The sequence below is a fragment of the Streptomyces sp. NPDC111656 genome, from assembly GCF_055656965.1.
In genome coordinates this window covers 136,662-154,452 of sequence record NZ_JBVKCA010000005.1, presented here as the reverse complement: position 1 = coordinate 154,452, position 17,791 = coordinate 136,662, and the positions used below count along the sequence as shown (strand labels likewise).

Here is a 17,791-nt window from a genome sequence, read left to right as displayed (position 1 = left end):
TCGTTCCTCGGCCCTGGGAGGAGCGCCCGTTCCCCGGCCCCGGGGGCTTCCCCCGTCCCCCGGCCCCGGGAGCGGCGCTCGTTCCCGGCTCCGGAGGGCTCTCCCCGGTCCCCCGTCCGGAGGACTTTTGGTCCCTGTGGCCGGGTCCTTACGGATTCATGGAACCGAGTGCGGTGAAGTCGCCCGGTGTTCAACCGGCGTTCAGGCGTGGGCGGGACCGTGTGGCCGCAATGCCCTCGGCCACCCTCCACGGTCATCCTTCACCGTCACGGGAGACACCCATGTCGCTCACCCGCAGGGACTTCGCCGGTCGATCCGCGCTGACCGGCGCCGGTATCGTCCTGGCCGGCAGTGTCGGCGCCCTCGCCACCGCTCCGCACGCCCTCGCGTCCACCGACACCGAGAGCGTGGGGGAGGACGGCAAGCCGACGGACCGGCACGGCGGAGTCGGCTACGGACCGCTGGTCCCGGACCCGAAGGGCCTGCTCGCGCTGCCCGCCGGGTTCTCCTACCGCGTCATCACCTACAGCGGCCGTACCAAGCTGGACTCGGGTGAGTCCACGCCGTCCAACCACGACGGCACCTCCACCTTCGACGGGCCGCGCGGCGCCACCCTCCTCGTCAACAACCACGAGCTCAAGGGCCCCCGCGCCAACTGGAAGTACCCCGTGCCGCTCACCGAGGGCCTGGTCTACGACCCGGCCGCGTCCGGCGGCTGCACGGTCGTCGAGGTGCGCCACGACAAGGTCGCCGAGTGGGTCGGCGTCGCGGGCACCTCCACCAACTGCGCGGGCGGCAACACCCCTTGGGGCACCTGGCTCACCTGCGAGGAGACCGAGGACAAGGCCGGCCAGAACGGCATGACCAAGGACCACGGCTACGTCTTCGAGGTCGACCCCGCCGACCGCCGCCGCAACCGGAACCCCAAGCCGATCAAGGCTCTCGGCCGGTACGCCCACGAGGCCGTCGTCGTCGACCCCAAGCGCGGCCGCCTCTACCTCACCGAGGACGCCTCGGGCCCCAACGGCCTCCTCTACCGCTGGACGCCCCCGCAGGGCTTCGAGCACGGCCACGGACAGCTCGCCACCCTCGCCGCCGACGCCGGCGCCCTCCAGGCCTTCAAGTGCTTCGACTCCGGCGGCCGGTTCATCGACGACCTCTCCCGCGCCACCAAGATCGGCACGGTGTACGGCGTGGACTGGGTCGACGTCCCGGACCGTGACGCGAAGACCGTCTCCGTCCGCAAGCAGTTCACCGACGGCCAGGTCACCCGCGCCCGCAAGCTCGAAGGCATGTGGTGGGCCGACGGCGGCACGTACATCGTCTCCTCGTACGCCCGCGAGGAGAGCCCCGTCCAGCACGACGGCGCCGTCTGGTTCTACGACCCCAAGCGCCGCACCCTGACCCTCAAGGTCCTGCTCGGCGTGAACCCCGACCCGTCCAAGGACGGCGCCTTCGACGGCCCCGACAACATCACCGTCTCCCCCTACGGCGGCCTCGTCATCGCCGAGGACGGCGAGGGCGTCCAGCACCTCTTCGGTGCCACCGACAGCGGCCGTACCTACCCGATCGCCCGCAACGAACTGAACATCGGGACCGAGACCGAGCCGGCCTACAGCGAGTTCACCGGCGTCACCTTCTCACCCGACGGCAGGACCCTCTTCGCCAACATCCAGGACCCGGGCATCATGCTCGCCATCACAGGGCCCTGGAAGCGGCAGAAGCGCGGGTAGTTAATTCAATGGCTCGAACCGCGGCCGCCCTCCTAAAGTGGTGCACGTCCAGGTGCGAAGGCAGGACCTACTTCCACTGATAATGGGGCGGCCGCGGGTTCGAGTCCCGCCACCGGTACAACGCGCCGGTGTAGCTCAGGGGTTAGAGCACCTACGTCGGTTCCGCCGGCCTTGAACTCTGGACACCACAACTTCATGCACCTCCCGGTGCGCAGGCTGCGGCTACTTCTCTTTCAAAGAATCCACGCCGCCGCCGACTTGACCTCGGGAGGCGCAGCTCATGGTGGGTGCCCGGTGCGCAGGCAGCGGATACTTCGGGACACGGTATGTTGCGGGTTCGAATCCCGTCATCGACTCCGGGTCGATGTGGCGGAACTGGTAGACGCGCCGGGTGAATAGGAACCGTCGCCGACTCCTGATCTCGGACACCCTCCATTTGCTGTGCCTTCCTCCGAAATACTCATGAATTCGGGGGAATTCACCATGGCACGCTTCAACACCCGTGCGGCGAAGGCACAGCCGACCTCTCGCGTGACGTCCACCGGCCGCGTGCTGCGCACCCACCAGGGTGGCCGCGGCCAGGAGCGCGACGCGCGCTCCGAGCTCTTCCTGTTGGCCATCGCCAACTTCGTCTCGCAGAACACCTTCTACGAGACCGGAGATGCCCGCGACGACCGGTTCGCCGCGCTCGTGCGTGAGCTCGCCGTCGCCGACCCCTCGTGGACGGCCGCCCTGCTGGGCTGGCTGCGCGGCGAGGGCAACCTGCGGACGGCCTCGCTCGTGGGCGCCGCCGAGTACGTGAAGGCACGCCTCGACGCGGGCGTCACCGACGGCCCGGCCAACCGCCAGGTCATCGCCTCCGTGCTGCGCCGCCCGGACGAGCCCGGCGAGCTGCTCGCCTACTGGACCTCCCGGTACGGCCGCAACGTGCCCAAGCCCGTCAAGCGGGGCATCGCCGACGCCGTACGCCGGCTCTACGGCGAGAAGTCGCTGCTGAAGTACGACACGGCGGCCAAGGGCTACCGCTTCGGCGACATCCTCAACCTGGTGCACGCTGCGCCCGATCCGGCGAAGCCGTGGCAGGGCGACCTGTTCCAGTACGCCCTCGACCGGCGTCACCACCCGGACACGGCCGTGGTGCCCAAGTCGCTGCCCGCCGTGGTGGCCCACCGCGACCTGATGGCGCTGCGGCCCGCCAAGCGGCGCAAGGTCGTGACCGGCGCGCACGGTGCGCGGCGCCTCGCGGAGGCGGGGATGACGTGGGAGGCGCTGGCCGGCTGGCTCCAGGGCCCGATGGACAAGGTGGCCTGGGAGGCCGTCATCCCGTCCATGGGCGCGATGGCGCTCGTACGCAACCTGCGCAACTTCGACGAGGCGGGAGTGAGCGACGAGGTGGCGGCTCAGGTCGCCGCCAGGATCAGTGACCCGGCGGAGGTGGCGCGCTCGCGGCAGTTCCCCTTCCGCTACCTCGCCGCGTACCAGCACGCGCCCTCGCTGCGCTGGGCGTACCCGCTGGAGCAGGCGCTCGGCCACTCGCTGGCGAACGTGCCCGCGCTGCCCGGACGCACGCTCGTGCTCGTCGACCGGTCCGGCTCGATGTTCTACTCGCGGCTGTCGGAGCGCTCGGAGCTCAACCGGGCCGACGCGGCGGCGATCTTCGGCACGGCGCTCGCGCTGCGGGCGGCGGACGCGGATCTCGTCGAGTTCGGCACGAGCAGCAACCGGGTGACGTTCAAGAAGGGCGAGTCGGTGCTGAAGGTGCTGGAGCGCTTCGGTGACCTCGGCGGCACCAACACGAGCGAGGCGGTGCGCGCGCACTACAGGACGCACGACCGGGTGCTCATCGTCACCGACGAGCAGGCCGCCTACAGCCACTACGGCGACCCGACCGAGCAGGTCCCGGCGCACGTCCCGGTCTACACCTGGAACCTGGAGGGCTACCGGGCGGGCCACGGCCCCTCCGGGAAGGCCGACCGGCACACCTTCGGGGGCCTCTCGGACGCTGCTTTCCGGATGGTTCCCCTGCTGGAGTCGGCGCGCGACGCCGACTGGCCGTGGGCCGGATGACCGATCGCGCGTGAGTGCGGCCCGTACTTCGGTACGGGCCGCACTCTTGTGCGGAACAGGAACTGATATCTAACATTTCAGTTCATGGAGGCGATACGACCCGTGCGTCGGACCCTGCTGAGGGACCGCGCGTACGAAGCGATTCGGGACGCCATCGTGGCCGGTGAGCTCGCACCGGGCGCGGTGGTGCGCGACGCCGGGCTCGCCGAGCTGCTCGGGCTGTCGCGGGCGCCGGTGCGCGAGGCCTTCTCCCGGCTGGTCGACGAGGGGCTGCTGGAGTCCAAGCCGCAGAGCTACACGCGGGTGACCCCCCTGGTCACCGCCGATGTGCGGGACGCCGCGGCCGTGGTCGGCGCCATGCACGAGCTGATCGCGCGCACGGCGGTCCCCCGGCTGGAAGCGCCGCACATCGAGGTGATGCGCGAGGCCAACGTGCGCTTCGCGGACGCTGTGCGCGCCGGTGACGTGGACGCTGCTCTGACGGCCGACGACGAGTTGCACGACGTGCTGGTGCGGGTGAGCGGCAACCGTGCCGCCGCCGCCACCGTCGCCCGCTACACCCCGCTGATCCGCCGTCTGGAACGGCGCCGCTTCGGTGAGGGCGGCAACTGCCGTTCGGCGGGCCTGCACGACGAGCTGATCGACGCCTGCGCCGAACGGGACGTGGCCGCCGCCGTCCGCGTCACCGCGGAGATCTGGGGCGCTCTCGAAGACCTGGCCGATGTCGAACCCTGATGCGGGAGGACCCATGTCCCTTTCCTCGTACGAGCGTTACCCCCTGCTCTTCGGGCCCTCGCCCGTGCATCCGCTGGAGCGCCTGACGAAGCACCTCGGCGGTGCCTCTTTGTGGGCCAAGCGGGAGGACTGCAACTCCGGTGTCGCCTACGGAGGGAACAAGACCCGCAAGCTGGAGTACCTCGTCGCCGATGCGCTCGCCCAGGGCTGCGACACCCTTGTCTCGATCGGTGGCGTGCAGTCCAACCACACCCGCCAGGTCGCGGCCGTCGCCGCCCGCGCGGGGCTCAAGTGCGTGCTCGTGCAGGAGAGTTGGGTGGAGTGGCCCGACTCCGTGTACGACAAGGTCGGCAACATCCTCATCAGCCGCCTCGCCGGGGCCGACGTACGGCTCGTGCGGGCCGGGTTCGGGATCGGTTTCAAGGAGAGCTGGGAGCAGGCGCTGCGGGAGGTCGAGGAGGGCGGCGGCAAGCCGTACGCCATTCCGGCGGGGGCGTCGGACCATCCGCTGGGAGGCCTGGGGTTCGCCGGGTGGGCCTATGAAGTGGCCGAGCAGGAGGCGGAGTTGGGCGTCTTCTTCGACACCGTCGTGGTCTGCTCGGTGACCGGGTCGACCCAGGCGGGCATGGTCGCCGGGTTCGCGGCCCTGGAGGAGGCGGGCGGGCGGCCGCGGCGCGTGCTCGGGATCGACGCGTCGGCGGCACCCGCCCGCACCCGGGAGCAGATCGCGCGGATCGCCCACGGTACCGGGCAGCTCATCGGCGTACGGAAGGAGTTGACGGAGGCGGACGTCGAGCTGGACGAGCGGTACCACGCGGGCACATACGGGATTCCGGACGAGGCCACGCTGGAGGCGATGCGGCTCGCGGCCCGCACCGAGGGGATGGTCACCGACCCCGTCTACGAGGGCAAGTCGATGGCCGGGATGGTGGATCTGGTGGCGCGGGGGGAGATCGGGCGGGAGTCCACGGTGCTCTATGCCCATCTGGGCGGACAGCCGGCGCTGAACGCGTACAGCGCGCTGTTCTAGGTGGTGGGTTTCTTCAGTTGGTGTGCTTCGGCCTGGTGTCGGTGATCACGAACGCCGACACCAGCAGGGCGGTCAGCGCGATCAGCGAGCCGATGCCGAACGCGCGGGCCGCACCCTCGGTGAGGATGTCGGACGGGGAGCCGTGCGCGTGCCGGGCCGCCGTGCCGAAGACCGTGACCAGGATGGAGAGGCCGAGGGTGCCGCCGAGCCACTGCAGGGTCTGCAGCAGGCCGGAGGCGGCGCCGGCCTCCCGTGGCTCGATGCCCGCGAGGATCGTCGCGTTGAGCGGCATGAAACTCAGGCCGACGCCGACGCCCATCAGTACCAGCGGGCCGAACAGGCCGGTGAGGTAGCCGTCGTCGGGTCGCAGCCGCCACAGCCACGCGCCCGCGACGACGAGCAGGGCCATGCCGGTGAGCAGCACCGGCTTGGCGCCGAGCCGCGCGAGCAGCCGGGGCACGAAGCGTACGACCGTGAACATCGCCAGGGTCATGGGCAGGAAGGCGAACCCCGCGCGGAGCGGGCTGTACCCCAGGACCTGCTGGCAGATCAGGGTGAGGAAGTAGAACGCGCCGAACATGCCCGCGGGCAGCAGCAGTACGCCCGCGTAGCCGCCCGCGCGGTTGCGGCTCGCGAACAGGCGCAGCGGCATGATCGGCTGGTCCGCGCGTGACTCGATCAGTGTGAAGCCGACCAGCAGCGCCGCCGCCGAACTGAAGCCCAGCAGCGCCTGGGTGTCGGTCCAGCCCTCCTCCGAGACCCGGATGAACGCGTACACCAGCGAGGTCGTCCCGGCCGTGCCGGCGAGTGCCCCCGCCGCGTCGAACCGGCCCGCGTGGCGCGGGGTCTCGGTGACGAAGCGGGGCAGGGCGACGGCGACCGCGATGCCGATCGGTACGTTGATCAGCAGGGCCCAGCGCCAGGACGCCCAGGAGGTGAGCATGCCACCGAGGACGAGGCCGATGGAGGCGCCGATGCCCGCCATCGACGCGTAGATGCCCAGGGCGTGGTGGCGGCGCGGGCCGTCGGGGAAGTTCGTGGTGATCAGCGCGAGGGTGCTGGGCGCGGTGAGGGCGGCGCCGACGCCCTGGAGGGCGCGGGCGGTGAGCAGCCAGGCGCTTTCGGTGGCGAGACCGCCGAGCAGGGAGGATCCGGCGAAGAGAAGGACGCCGATGGTCAGGGTGCGGCGGCGGCCCGCGATGTCGCCGACCCGGCCGCCGAGCAGGAGCAGGCCGCCGAAGGTGAGGGTGTACGCGTTGAGCACCCAGGACAGTCCGGTCGGGCTGAAGTGGAGGTCCTTCTGGAGGTCGGGCAGTGCGACATTGACGACGGTGGAGTCCACGCCGACCATCAGGTAGGCGGTAACGATGACGAACAGGACCGCGCCGAGCCTGGCGGGTTGGGGTGGTGCGGAGAGAGCGTCGGTGGTGGTGGGCGGTGCGGACGGGGTAGACGAGGTGGACACGGTGTTCTCCCGGTCTGGCGTCCCCGGACGAAGGTGCACACGGGCAGCACGGACTGCCCGCGAGATAAGCGGGGACTGTCTCCGTTTAACCCTCGCTAAGATACGGAGGGGGTCCCCGGTTCGCAAGGAGTATCTGAATGACGCAGGTCAAGCCCATGCGCGCGGACGCTCGGCGCAACTACGAGCGGTTGCTGAAGGTGGCGGCCGAGGCGTTCGCCGAGCACGGGGAAGGGGCGTCGCTCGACGACATCGCCAAGCGGGCGGGCGTCGGGTCCGGCACGCTGTACCGGCACTTCCCGACGCGGCAGGCGCTGCTGGAGGCGGCGTACGTCGACCGGATCGAGGCGCTCGGAGCGCGGGCCGACGAGATCGCGAAGGAGCTGCCCCCGGGTGAGGCGCTGGCGGAATGGCTCTACGAGCTGTGCGTCGGCACGATCCAGGTGCGCGGAATGAAGGCGCTGCTGGGCTCGGCCGTCACGGACGGCAGCAGGGCCGCGCTCACGGCCTGCGGCACTTCCATGAAGGGGGCGGCGCAGCGGCTGGTCGAGGCGGCGCAGCGGGAGGGGACCCTCCGTCAGGACATCGAGCCGATCGAGGTACTGCGGTTGGCCCACGGGGTTGCCACGGCCTCGGAGCTGGCGAACGGCCAGGGCAAGCAGATCCGCCGGTATCTGTCCCTGCTGACGGACGGGCTGCGGCCGTAGCGGCGGGGTGCTGTCCGGCGGTGTGTTGTCTGCTGGTGGTGCGCCGTCCGGCTGTGGTGGGGCGGGGCCGTGCCGGTACGTCGAGCCCGTCGCCGCTGGATCAGACGTGGGCCGGGCAAGGGAGCCGCTGCTCGATCCGAACGTGAGCGACGGGCTTGCGACGTACCGCCACGGCCCCTTCGGAGGGTGGGCGGCCGCGGGTCAGAGGGACTGGGCCGCGGGCTTCACCATGCCGCGGACCGTGCGGGACTTCACGAAGTCGCCCATCGCCGTCATCTCCCACTCGCCGGAGAACTGCTTGATCATCTTGGCCATCATCACGCCGGTCTGGGCCTCGGCGCTGGTGAGGTCGAAGCGGACCAGCTCCTCGCCGGTGGCGGCGTCCAGCAGGCGGCAGTACGCCTTGGCGACCTCGGTGAACTTCTGGCCGGAGAAGGAGTTGACCGTGAAGACCAGGCCGGTGACGTCCTGGGGGAGGCGGCCGAGGTCGACCACGATCACCTCGTCGTCACCGCCGCCCTCGCCCGTGAGGTTGTCGCCGGAGTGCTTGATCGCGCCGTTGATGATGGACAGCTTGCCGAAGTAGCAGCTGTCGATGTGGTTGCGCTGGGGGCCGTACGCGATGACCGAGGCGTCCAGGTCGATGTCCTTGCCGCGGTACGCCGGCTCCCAGCCGAGGCCCATCTTGACCTGGGAGAGCAGCGGGCGGCCGCCCTTGACCAGGGAGACGGTCTGGTTCTTCTGGAGGCTGACGCGGCCCTTGTCGAGGTTGATCTTTCCGGCGCCGATCGGCGGTGCGGCGGGCGGGGCCGGGGGTGCGGCGGGCGGTGCGGGAGTCACCGCGACCGGCGGGGCCACCGGCGCCACCGGGGCCTGCACCGGCGGGGCGGGCGCGGCGACAGGGGCCGGCGCCGGGGCGGGTTCCTCCACCGAGACGCCGAAGTCCGTGGCGATGCCCGCGAGGCCGTTCGCGTACCCCTGGCCGACCGCGCGGGCCTTCCAGGCGCCGTTGCGGAGATAGATCTCCACGACCACCAGTGCCGTCTCGGTGCCGAGCTGCGGGGGCGTGAACGAGCCCAGGACGCTGTTGTCGTCCGCGTTGCGGATCGTGGCCGTCGGTTCGATGCCCTGGAAGGTCTGGCCCGCGGCGTCCGGGCTCGCGGTGACCACGATCTTCTCGATGCCCGGCGGGACGGCGCCGGTGTCGACGGTGATCGCGTCGGGAGCCGCACCGCCGCCCGAGCGGTACGTCACGCCCGGGCCCGTCGGCTGGTTGTAGAAGATGAAGTCGTCGTCGGAGCGCACCTTGCCGTCGGCGGTGAGCAGCAGGCCCGATACGTCGAGCCGCACGGGGGCGGCGACGTCCACCGTCACGCGCGCGGCGGAGAGAGGGATGTTCGAGCCGGGGGTCATAGCTGTCATGCCTCGTGAACGAGCGAGACCATTTTGCCGTTCCCTTACCAATGGGCCAATTGGCCCAGCCTTGAAATCCCCGGCTCGAAACCCCTCCCGCGGACTACGGAACCACCACGATCTTCCTGCCCACCCCGGCCGCGAACTGCTCCAGCGCCTGCGGATAACGCTCCAGCTCGATCCGGTCGCTGATGAAGATCTCCGGGTCGAGCACGCCGTTCGCGAACAGCTCCGCCGCCCGCTCGAAGCTGTGCAGCACCGCCATCGAGCCGGTGATGGTGATCTCCTGGTTGTAGATGCGGTACGGGTCGATCGTCACGCGGGTGGCGTAGTCGGCGACCCCGAACTGGAGGAACGTGCCCGCCTTGGCCACCCGGTCCAGGCCGTCCTGGATGGCCGCCGCGTTGCCGGTCGCGTCGACGACGACGTCCCAGCCCTGCGGCCGGTCCAGCTCGTCCGCGTTCGCCGCCGACCCCGAGACACCGAGCGTGCGTGCCGTCTCCAGTCGGGCCGCGTTCAGGTCCACCACGTCCACGCTCGCCGCGCCGGTCCGCTTGGCCAGCTCCAGCATCATCAGGCCCATCGTCCCGGAGCCGTAGATCAGGACATGGGCTCCCAGGCGTGACCGCAGGACGTCGTAGCCGCGCACCGCGCACGACAGCGGCTCCACCAACGCCGCGTCCTGGGTGCGTACGTGCTCGGGCAGCTTCACGCAGTTCGCCACCGGGGCCACCGCGTACTGCGCGGCCCCGCCCGCCGTGGTGACGCCGATCGCGGCCCAGCGTTCGCAGAGATTGTTGTGGCCCGTGCGGCAGTAGCGGCACTCGTGGCAGTAGAGGGAGGGGTCCACCGCCACGCGGTCGCCGATCGAGATCTCCGTGACCTGGGCGCCGACCCCGACCACCTCGCCCGCGAACTCGTGCCCGGGCACGATCGGCAGCTTCGGCGCGAACTCGCCCTGGAGGATGTGCAGGTCCGTGCCGCACAGGCCGCAGGCGGCGACCTCGACGACGACCTCGCGGGGGCCCGGCGTCGGGTCCGGGACCTCGGTGACGACGGCGCGGCCCACGGACTCGATGACGGCGGCCTTCATTTGACGGCTCCCAAGGACAGGCCCTGGACCAGTTTGTCCTGGGCGGCGAACCCCGCGGCGAGCACCGGCAGGGAGATGACGAGCGACGCGGCGCACACCTTGGCCAGGAACAGACCCTGGCTGGTGATGAAGCCGGTCAGGAAGACGGGGGCCGTCTCGGCGACCACACCGGTCAGCACGCGGGCGAACAGCAGTTCGTTCCAGCTGAAGATGAAGCAGATCAGGGCCGTGGCCGCGATGCCGGGGAGGGCTATGGGGGCGACGACTCGGGCCAGGATCGTCGGCAGTTTCGCGCCGTCGATCTGGGCCGCCTCGATCACCGCCACCGGTACCTCGGCGAGGAACGACTGCATCATCCACACCGCGATCGGCAGGTTCATGGAGGTGTAGAGGATGACCAGGAGCCAGATGTTGTCCAGCATTCCGGTGTTCTTCGCGAAGAGGTAGATCGGGAGGAGGCCCGCCACCACCGGCAGCATCTTGGTGGAGAGGAAGAAGAACAGGACGTCCGTCCACTTCTTCACCGGGCGGATGGAGAGTGCGTACGCCGCCGGGAAGGCCAGCAGGAGGACGCAGAGGGTGGAGACCACCGAGGCCACCGTCGAGTTGAGCAGCGCGGGCCAGGGGCTCGCGCCGCCGCCCGTGCCGAAGAAGTCCCGGTAGCCGTCGAGGGTGAGGGCGGCGCCGAAGGACGGCGGGTTGGTCGCCGCGTCCGACTCCGAGTGGAACGACGTCAGGGCCATCCACGCGATGGGCAGGAAGAACATCACACCGAGCAGCCAGGCCAGCAGGCCCAGGCCCGTTCCCCGGGCACGCCTGGGTCGTACGCGGATCGTGGTGGCGCTCATGCGCGGGACACCTCCTCGCGGAACAGGGACGAGACCACGCGCAGCGCGAAGGTCGCGATGATGATCGAACCGATGACGACCAGGACGCCCGCGGCGGAGGCGAGGCCGTTCTCGTGGGCCTGGTAGAAGCTCTGGTAGACGGTGTAGGGGAGGTTCGCCGTCCCCAGGCCGCCGGACGTGAGAGTGAAGACCGCGTCGAAGTTCTGGACGATGTAGATCGAGCCCAGCAGCGCGCCCAGTTCGAGGTAGCGGCGCAGGTGGGGGAGGGTGAGGTGGCGGAAGACCTGCCAGTCGCTCGCGCCGTCCACCCGGGCGGCCTCGACCTGCTGGTGGTCGCGGCTCTGCAGGCCGGCCAGCAGGATCAGCATCATGAACGGCGTCCACTGCCAGACCAGGGAGGCCTCGACCGCCAGCAGCGGGGTGCCCGAGATCCAGTCCGGCTGGGGCCCGCCCACGTAGTGCAGCAGTCCGTTGAGCAGCCCGTACTCCGGGTTGTAGAGCACGTGCTTCCAGAGCAGGGCCGCGGCCACCGGGACCACGAGGAAGGGGGCGATGAGGAGCGTTCTGACGATGCCCCGGCCGCGGAACTTGCGGTCCAGGAGCAGGGCCAGACCCAGGCCGATGACCAGGCTGGCGACGACCACGGCCGCCGTCAGGAGGATCGTCGTCCAGACGGAGTGGCGCAGGTCGGGGTCGGTCAGGACGTCCGAGTAGTTGGAGAGGCCGGTGAAGTGGCGGGCCTTGGGGTAGAGCGCGTTCCAGTCGAAGAAGGAGATCACCAGCGTGGCCACGAAGGGGAGCTGGGTCACGGCGACCATGAAGATCAGGGCGGGGAGCAGCGGGGCGCGGGTGGCCCAGGCGCGCAGCCGGTTGGACGGCTTTCCCAGGGTGCGTACGGGAGTGGCGGCCACGGGGGCCGTTGTCGTGGCGGTCATCGTCCCTCGTACTCCTTGGAGATCTTCTCGGCGAGTTTCTGGGACTTCTTCAGGGCCGAGTCGACGGACTGGCGTCCGGCGATGGCCGCGCTGATCTCCTGCGAGACCTTGGTGCCGAGGTCGGTGAACTCGGGGATGCCGACGAACTGGATGCCGGGCGCGGGGCGCGGCTGCACGCCCGGGTCGCGCGGCCGGGCGCCCTCGATGGCTTCGCGGGTCATCTCCTGGAAGGCGGCGGCCTCCTTGGTGTACGCGGAGTTCGTGTAGGTGGAGGCGCGCTTGCCCGCCGGCACGTTGGACCAGCCGATCGTGTCCCCGACCAGCTGCTCGTACTGCTTGCTCGAGGCCCAGGAGATGAACTTCCAGGCCTTGTCGGAGTTGTGGGAGGCCTTCTGCAGCCCCCAGGCCCAGGTGTAGAGCCAGCCGGAGGACTTGGTCTTCTCGACGGGCGCGGGTACGTAGCCGATCTTGCCCTTGACCGGGGAGTCGGACGCCTCGAGGGAGCCCGCCGCGGAGGTGGCGTCGTACCACATGGCGGTCTTGCCCTGGGTCATGTTGTTGAGGCACTCGGCGAAGCCGGACTGGGCGGCGCCGGACTCGCCGTGCCCCCGTACGAGGTCCACGTAGAACTTCGTCGCCTTCTCGAACTCGGGTGAGTCGAGACGGGCCTTCCAGTCCTTGTCGAACCAGGTGCCGCCGAAGGTGTTCACGACGGTGGTGAGGGGCGCCATGACCTCGCCCCAGCCGGGCAGGCCGCGCAGACAGATGCCCTTCATGCCGGACTGGGCGCCGTCGGCCTCCGCCGCGAGCTGTCCCACCTGCTCCCAGGTGGGGTGGTCGGGCATCGTCAGGCCCTTCTGGGCGAAGACGTCCTTGCGGTACATCAGGAAGGACGACTCGCCGTAGAACGGCTGCCCGTAGAGCTTGCCGTCGGCGGCCGTCAGGGACTGCCGCATGGGGGCGAGGATGTCCTGCTCGTCGTAGCCGCTGTCCTGGCGGACGTAGGAGTCCATGTCGTGCAGCCAGCCGTTGCGGGCGTAGATCGGTATCTCGTAGTTGGAGAGAGTGGCGACGTCGTACTGGCCGGCCTGGTTGGCGAAGTCCTGGCTGATCTTGTCGCGGACGTCGTTCTCCGGCAGCACGGTGAAGTTCACCTTGATGCCGCTCTCCTTGGTGAAGTGCGCCTTGGTGAGCTTCTGCAGCTCCACCATCTGCGGGTTGTTGACCATCAGGACGTTGATGGAGTCGCCGCCCGACCCCGACCCGCCCGCTCCGACCCAACAGCCGGAGAGCAGCGGGGCGAGCAGCGTCCCTGCGGCGACCGCGGCTAGTGCGCGCGGCCTCCGTCGGCTCTGGGTTCGCATGGATCGCTCCTGGACGTATAGGGAGATAAAGGGCGTTCTTGGGTGTGACTATGCCCTTGTAGTGGGTGAGTTGGGTTTTCAGACTCGGATGACCTGGGGGCCTTGCAAGGAGTACCGGTGTGCTTCCGACGTCGGAAGCAGCGTGCTCGTGACGATCGCTTCCAGGGCGGTGATCTCCGCGAAGCGGCAGAAGCTGACCGCCCCGAACTTGGTGTGCACGCCCGCGAAGACCGTGCGCCGGGAGGCCCTGATCGCCTGGGCCTTGACCTCGCTGACCGCCGGGTCGGGGGTGGTGAGGCCGTGTTCGCGGGAGATGCCGTTGGCGCCGATGTACGCCAGGTCGATGACGAAGCCGGCGAGCATCTTCGTCGTCCAGTGGTCCACGGTCGCGAGCGTGCCGGGGCGGACCCGGCCGCCGAGCAGCAGGACGCTGGTGTGGTCGGCCTCGGCGAGCGCGCCCGCCGTGGCCAGGGAGGCGGTGACCACGGTCAGTGGCCGGTCCTTGGGGAGTGCCTCGGCGATGAGCTGCGGGGTGAACCCCTCGTCGATGAACACGGTCTCGGCGTCCCCGAGCAGCTCGGCCGCGGCGCTCGCGATCCGGCGCTTCTCGGGTACGTGGCTGGTGGCGCGGAAGGCGAGCGTCGTCTCGAATCCGGCGCTCTCCACGGGGTAGGCGCCGCCGTGGGTGCGGCGGACCAGGCCGTGGTCCTCCAGGGCGCGCAGGTCGCGCCGCACGGTCTCCTTGGCGACGCCCAGTTCGGCGGCGAGCGCGGTGACGTCGACCGCGCCGGTACGGCGGGCGGCCCTGACGATCTCCCGCTGACGTTCTTCCGCGGTCATGGCCGACACCTGCTCCCTGCGTCCTGTGCGTACTGCCCGTTCGGGCCCGGTGTGGGCCTTGGGGGAAGTTCTACAGCGGGTGCGCGGCACTGACCAGGCCTGTTGCGTGACCGATGGTGCCCGGCTGTGACCGTTTGGCGGGGCGGGCGCCCGTGCCGGACCTGGGGCGCAGCGGTGGGCGGGGTGGGATCGGGCAGGGTTGGTGCCCGAACATGGCGGTGGGCGGGCCCGTTCGGTGCCCGCCCACCCTCTCGCGCCCTCGCCGCACGGTCGTCTTCCGGCCGCCCGGTCGTCGCTACGGCCGTCGTCCGGTCGTCAGTACGGCCAGATCGGCGGATGCGTCGTGAAGTGGCCACCCAGGTGGGTGTGGTCCGGGTTGGCCGGGTCGAGCTCGCCCTGTTCGGCGATGAGCTTCTCGGCGTACGGCTCGGAGTCGTCGCGCGGCTCGTAGCCCAGCGCCCGGGCCGTCGAGAGGTCCCACCACAGCCGGGTGTTGGCCGAGGAGCCGTAGACGACCGTGTGCCGTACGTCCTCGGCGGTGAGCGCCGCGTGGAAGAGGCGGGCGCCGTCCTCGGGGCTCATCCAGACGGAGAGCATGCGCACGCTGGTGGGCTCCGCGAAGCAGGAGCCGATGCGGACCGAGACCGTCTCCAGACCGTGCTTGTCCCAGTAGAACTGCGCCAGGTCCTCGCCGAAGGACTTGGAGAGCCCGTAGAAGGTGTCCGGGCGGTGCGGGGTGTCGATCGGGATCAGGGCGCTGTCGTCGAAGGGGGCCTCGCCCCGGGGGCGCGGGGTGAAGCCGACGGCGTGGTTGGAGGAGGCGAAGACGATGCGTCGTACGCCCTCTTCGCGGGCCGCCTCGTACAGGTTGTACGTCCCCTCGATGTTCGCCTTGAGGATCTTGTCGAAGGAGGCTTCCAGGGAGATCCCCGCGAGGTGGATGATCGCGTCGACGCCCCGCACGGCCTCGCGCAGGGCGGCCTTGTCCGCGAGGTCCGCGGTGAGCGCGTCCGGCTCGCCCTCGACGGGCAGCAGGTCGAGGAGACGCAGCTCGTAGCCGTAGTCCGGCAAAACCCCCCGCATCAGGGTGCCGAGTCCGCCGGCGGCGCCGGTGAGCAGAACGGTGCGGGGAGCGGGCATGCGGGTTTCTCCTCACGGCCACGTGAGTGGCCGTATTCGTGTACGGCATTCACATCCATGGACACGCTAAGGAGCCCCGACCTGCCGCGTCAAGTGTCGCGCGGAGGTGGCGAATCCGCTGCTGTGTCGCGGGTTTGCGCGCTTGACCGGCCCCAAGGTGGCGCTTTAGCGTGGTGGCGTTCAGAAATATGGACATGGATCAGAAACATGCACCCGCTGTCGTGTGCGTGAGCACCTGCCCCAGGGAGAGTCCGTGACGTCAGCCCCCCTTGCCGCTCGGCTCAGCGTCCCCAGCGGGCCGCTGTTCTTCCCCGTCACGGCGTACGGCCCCGACGGTGCCCTCGATCTCGACACCTACCGCGCGCACGTGCGGCGCGGCGTCGAGGCCGGTGCCGCCGCCGTCTTCGCCTGCTGCGGCACCGGGGAGTTCCACGCGCTCACGCCCGAGGAGTTCCAGGACTGCGTGCGGGCGGCGGTGGAGGAGACGGCCGGGCGGGTTCCGGTCGTCGCGGGCGCCGGGTACGGGACCGCGCTGGCCGTACGGTTCGCACGCCTCGCCGAGGAGGCCGGGGCCGACGGGCTGCTCGCGATGCCGCCGTATCTGGTGGTGGCGGGGCAGGAGGGGCTCCTGCGGCACTACCGGGAACTCGCCGCCGCCACCTCGCTGGACATCGTGGTCTACCAGCGCGACAACGCCGTGTTCACGCCCGAGACCGTGGTCGACCTCGCCCGCACCGAAGGGATCATCGGCTTCAAGGACGGGGTGGGCGACCTCGACCTGATGCAGCGGATCGTGAGCGCGGTGCGCAGCGAGGTCCCCGGTGACTTCCTGTACTTCAACGGGCTGCCGACCGCCGAGCTGACGGGGCTGGCGTACCGGGGCATCGGCATCACGCTGTACTCGTCGGCGGTCTTCTGCTTCGCACCCGAGATCGCCCTGGCGTTCCACGCGGCGTTCAACACGGGCGACGACGAGACGGCGAACCGGCTGCTGGACGGCTTCTACCGCCCCTTCGTCGACCTGCGGGCCCAGGGCCGCGGATACGCGGTCTCCCTGGTCAAGGCGGGGGTGCGGCTGCGGGGGCTGGACGTGGGCGAGGTACGGCCGCCGCTGCACGAGCCGACCGAGGACCATGTGAAGCAGCTCGCGCAGCTGATCGAGCGGGGGTACGCGCTGCTGCAGCCGACCGAGGGGCCCGAGGGAGCGCTCGAGGGACCTGAGGGAGAAGGACGGCCGGGGGAGGGCGAGTGAAGGCGTCCGCTTTCGTCTATCCGTGGGACGTCGTCGGGGACCCGGGGGCGGCCGAGCGGATCGCCGGGCTCGGGGTGCGGCAGGCGACGCTCGCCTCCGCGTACCACTCCACGCGCGCGCTGACCCCGCGCCACCCCCGGCACCGGATCGTGACGGCCACGCACGCCGCCGTCCTGTACCCCGTCGACGACGCACGGTGGGAGGGCCGCGCGCTGCGGCCGTACGCCGCCGGGGAGTGGGCGCCCGGGGACGCCTTCGGGGAGGCGGCCGGCGCGCTCGCGGAGGCCGGCCTCGACGTCCACACCTGGGTGGTCCTCGCGCACAACTCCCGCATGGGTGCCGAGCATCCGTCCACCTCCGTCGTCAACGCCTACGGGGACCGCTATGCGTGGGCGCCGTGCATCGCGCAGGCCGGCACACGGGCGTACCTCGTCGACCTCGCGGTGGAGGCGGCGGTGCGGCCCGGGGCACGGGGGACGGAGCTGGAATCGCTCGGCTGGTACGGCCTTGCGCATCTGCACGCGCACGACAAGATCGGCGGGGTGGGACTCGGGGACACCGGCCAGTACCTGATGTCGCTCTGCTTCTGCGCGGCCTGCCGGGCGGGGTACGGGGGATGCGGGCTCGACGCGGACGATCTGGCGTCGGCCGTCCGGGAGGCGCTGGAGCCGGTGTGGCGGGGGGAGGCGCCGTCGGAGGGCGGCTGGCCGTTGGTCGAGAAGCTGCTCGGGGGTGAGACGGCGGCCGCCACGCGCGCGTGGCGTGAGGGCGTGGCCCGTTCGCTCCAGGAGACGGTGGTCGCGGCGGTGCGGGCGGCCGCGCCGGCCGGCTTCCAGGTGTTGCTGCACGCCGATCCCGTGTCGTACCACTGCGGGGCGAACGCCGGGGTCGATCCCGGGCACATCCTGTCCGTGGCGGACGGGGTGGTGGTGCCGTGCACGGGTGGGGTGGGCCCGCTGACGCCGTTCGCGGAACAGGGGCGGGACGCGGCCGTACTGGCCGCCAACTTCACGGTCGTGTCGGGGATGGGAGGCAGCCCGGGCACCTTGGCGGACGACGCGGCCCGGGCGGCTGCGGCGGGCGCGAGCGAACTGCGGCTGTATCACGCGGGGTTGGCCTCGGACGGGGATCTGGATGCCGTGCGGACGGTGTTGACGGGGTCGGCCTGAGTC

At 70.7% G+C, this 17,791-nt stretch carries 15 protein-coding genes; 7 read left to right on the top strand and 8 right to left on the bottom strand.

Annotated features, from left to right (window positions below; translation table 11 throughout):
- Positions 1–281 precede the first annotated feature (281 nt).
- From ACZ7M3_RS16945 to ACZ7M3_RS16930, 4 genes are all read left to right on the top strand, one after another.
- Entirely contained in the window at positions 282–1,733 is a 1,452-nt protein-coding gene (locus ACZ7M3_RS16945) for an alkaline phosphatase PhoX (protein WP_472064084.1), read from the top strand.
- A gap of 483 nt (positions 1,734–2,216) precedes the next feature.
- A complete protein-coding gene (locus ACZ7M3_RS16940; protein WP_472064082.1) occupies positions 2,217–3,800 on the top strand; it encodes a TROVE domain-containing protein in 1,584 nt (527 codons plus the stop codon).
- An 84-nt stretch (positions 3,801–3,884) separates the two neighbouring features.
- Positions 3,885–4,535 (top strand): GntR family transcriptional regulator, encoded by a 651-nt coding sequence (locus tag ACZ7M3_RS16935; RefSeq protein ID WP_472064080.1) that lies wholly within the window; start codon positions 3,885–3,887, stop codon positions 4,533–4,535.
- A gap of 13 nt (positions 4,536–4,548) precedes the next feature.
- Positions 4,549–5,565 carry a 1-aminocyclopropane-1-carboxylate deaminase gene (locus ACZ7M3_RS16930; RefSeq protein WP_472064078.1) on the top strand — a complete coding sequence of 339 codons (1,017 nt, stop codon included), beginning with the start codon at positions 4,549–4,551 and terminating at the stop codon, positions 5,563–5,565.
- 13 nt (positions 5,566–5,578) lie between these two features.
- Here ACZ7M3_RS16930 and ACZ7M3_RS16925 read toward each other — a convergent pair whose 3' ends face one another.
- Positions 5,579–7,030 (bottom strand): MFS transporter, encoded by a 1,452-nt coding sequence (locus tag ACZ7M3_RS16925; RefSeq protein ID WP_472064076.1) that lies wholly within the window; start codon positions 7,028–7,030, stop codon positions 5,579–5,581.
- Positions 7,031–7,167: 137 nt separating this feature from the next.
- Here ACZ7M3_RS16925 and ACZ7M3_RS16920 point away from each other — a divergent pair, with 137 nt between their 5' ends.
- Positions 7,168–7,734 carry a TetR/AcrR family transcriptional regulator gene (locus ACZ7M3_RS16920; RefSeq protein WP_075026204.1) on the top strand — a complete coding sequence of 189 codons (567 nt, stop codon included), beginning with the start codon at positions 7,168–7,170 and terminating at the stop codon, positions 7,732–7,734.
- Between the two features lie 201 nt (positions 7,735–7,935).
- Here the strand turns inward: ACZ7M3_RS16920 and ACZ7M3_RS16915 are convergent, their stop codons facing one another.
- From ACZ7M3_RS16915 to ACZ7M3_RS16885, 7 genes are all read right to left on the bottom strand, one after another.
- Positions 7,936–9,147 carry a TerD family protein gene (locus ACZ7M3_RS16915; RefSeq protein WP_388531808.1) on the bottom strand — a complete coding sequence of 404 codons (1,212 nt, stop codon included), beginning with the start codon at positions 9,145–9,147 and terminating at the stop codon, positions 7,936–7,938.
- 103 nt (positions 9,148–9,250) lie between these two features.
- The gene (locus ACZ7M3_RS16910) at positions 9,251–10,240 is read right to left on the bottom strand and encodes a zinc-dependent alcohol dehydrogenase family protein (protein WP_351302921.1); all 990 of its coding nucleotides are present in this window, start codon (positions 10,238–10,240) and stop codon (positions 9,251–9,253) included.
- Complete coding sequence (locus ACZ7M3_RS16905) at positions 10,237–11,088, bottom strand: carbohydrate ABC transporter permease (protein ID WP_472064074.1); 852 nt, start codon at positions 11,086–11,088, stop codon at positions 10,237–10,239. Before ACZ7M3_RS16905 ends, ACZ7M3_RS16910 begins: the two co-directional genes overlap by 4 nt.
- Positions 11,085–12,023 carry a carbohydrate ABC transporter permease gene (locus ACZ7M3_RS16900; protein ID WP_382116168.1) on the bottom strand — a complete coding sequence of 313 codons (939 nt, stop codon included), beginning with the start codon at positions 12,021–12,023 and terminating at the stop codon, positions 11,085–11,087. Before ACZ7M3_RS16900 ends, ACZ7M3_RS16905 begins: the two co-directional genes overlap by 4 nt.
- Positions 12,020–13,387 (bottom strand): ABC transporter substrate-binding protein, encoded by a 1,368-nt coding sequence (locus ACZ7M3_RS16895; RefSeq protein ID WP_472064072.1) that lies wholly within the window; start codon positions 13,385–13,387, stop codon positions 12,020–12,022. The genes ACZ7M3_RS16900 and ACZ7M3_RS16895 overlap by 4 nt, the downstream gene beginning before the upstream one ends.
- A gap of 78 nt (positions 13,388–13,465) precedes the next feature.
- A complete protein-coding gene (locus ACZ7M3_RS16890) occupies positions 13,466–14,227 on the bottom strand; it encodes a DeoR/GlpR family DNA-binding transcription regulator (RefSeq protein WP_060902183.1) in 762 nt (253 codons plus the stop codon).
- Positions 14,228–14,542: 315 nt separating this feature from the next.
- Complete coding sequence (locus tag ACZ7M3_RS16885) at positions 14,543–15,367, bottom strand: NAD-dependent epimerase/dehydratase family protein (protein ID WP_472064070.1); 825 nt, start codon at positions 15,365–15,367, stop codon at positions 14,543–14,545.
- 253 nt (positions 15,368–15,620) lie between these two features.
- Here ACZ7M3_RS16885 and ACZ7M3_RS16880 point away from each other — a divergent pair, with 253 nt between their 5' ends.
- Positions 15,621–16,619, top strand: a complete 999-nt coding sequence (locus ACZ7M3_RS16880) for a 5-dehydro-4-deoxyglucarate dehydratase (RefSeq protein WP_472064068.1) — start codon at positions 15,621–15,623, stop codon at positions 16,617–16,619.
- Positions 16,616–17,788 (top strand): hypothetical protein, encoded by a 1,173-nt coding sequence (locus ACZ7M3_RS16875; RefSeq protein ID WP_472064066.1) that lies wholly within the window; start codon positions 16,616–16,618, stop codon positions 17,786–17,788. The genes ACZ7M3_RS16880 and ACZ7M3_RS16875 overlap by 4 nt, the downstream gene beginning before the upstream one ends.
- Positions 17,789–17,791 lie beyond the last annotated feature (3 nt).

What these genes read in the sequence shown, in the direction of transcription:
- ACZ7M3_RS16945 (WP_472064084.1), top strand. Translation starts at nt 282, where the DNA reads ATGTCGCTCACCCGCAGGGACTTCGCCGGTCGATCCGCGCTGACCGGC.
- ACZ7M3_RS16940 (WP_472064082.1), top strand. Translation starts at nt 2,217, where the DNA reads ATGGCACGCTTCAACACCCGTGCGGCGAAGGCACAGCCGACCTCTCGC.
- ACZ7M3_RS16935 (WP_472064080.1), top strand. Translation starts at nt 3,885, where the DNA reads ATGGAGGCGATACGACCCGTGCGTCGGACCCTGCTGAGGGACCGCGCG.
- ACZ7M3_RS16930 (WP_472064078.1), top strand. Translation starts at nt 4,549, where the DNA reads ATGTCCCTTTCCTCGTACGAGCGTTACCCCCTGCTCTTCGGGCCCTCG.
- ACZ7M3_RS16920 (WP_075026204.1), top strand. Translation starts at nt 7,168, where the DNA reads ATGACGCAGGTCAAGCCCATGCGCGCGGACGCTCGGCGCAACTACGAG.
- ACZ7M3_RS16915 (WP_388531808.1), bottom strand. Translation starts at nt 9,147, where the DNA reads ATGACCCCCGGCTCGAACATCCCTCTCTCCGCCGCGCGCGTGACGGTG.
- ACZ7M3_RS16910 (WP_351302921.1), bottom strand. Translation starts at nt 10,240, where the DNA reads ATGAAGGCCGCCGTCATCGAGTCCGTGGGCCGCGCCGTCGTCACCGAG.
- ACZ7M3_RS16905 (WP_472064074.1), bottom strand. Translation starts at nt 11,088, where the DNA reads ATGAGCGCCACCACGATCCGCGTACGACCCAGGCGTGCCCGGGGAACG.
- ACZ7M3_RS16900 (WP_382116168.1), bottom strand. Translation starts at nt 12,023, where the DNA reads ATGACCGCCACGACAACGGCCCCCGTGGCCGCCACTCCCGTACGCACC.
- ACZ7M3_RS16895 (WP_472064072.1), bottom strand. Translation starts at nt 13,387, where the DNA reads ATGCGAACCCAGAGCCGACGGAGGCCGCGCGCACTAGCCGCGGTCGCC.
- ACZ7M3_RS16890 (WP_060902183.1), bottom strand. Translation starts at nt 14,227, where the DNA reads ATGACCGCGGAAGAACGTCAGCGGGAGATCGTCAGGGCCGCCCGCCGT.
- ACZ7M3_RS16885 (WP_472064070.1), bottom strand. Translation starts at nt 15,367, where the DNA reads ATGCCCGCTCCCCGCACCGTTCTGCTCACCGGCGCCGCCGGCGGACTC.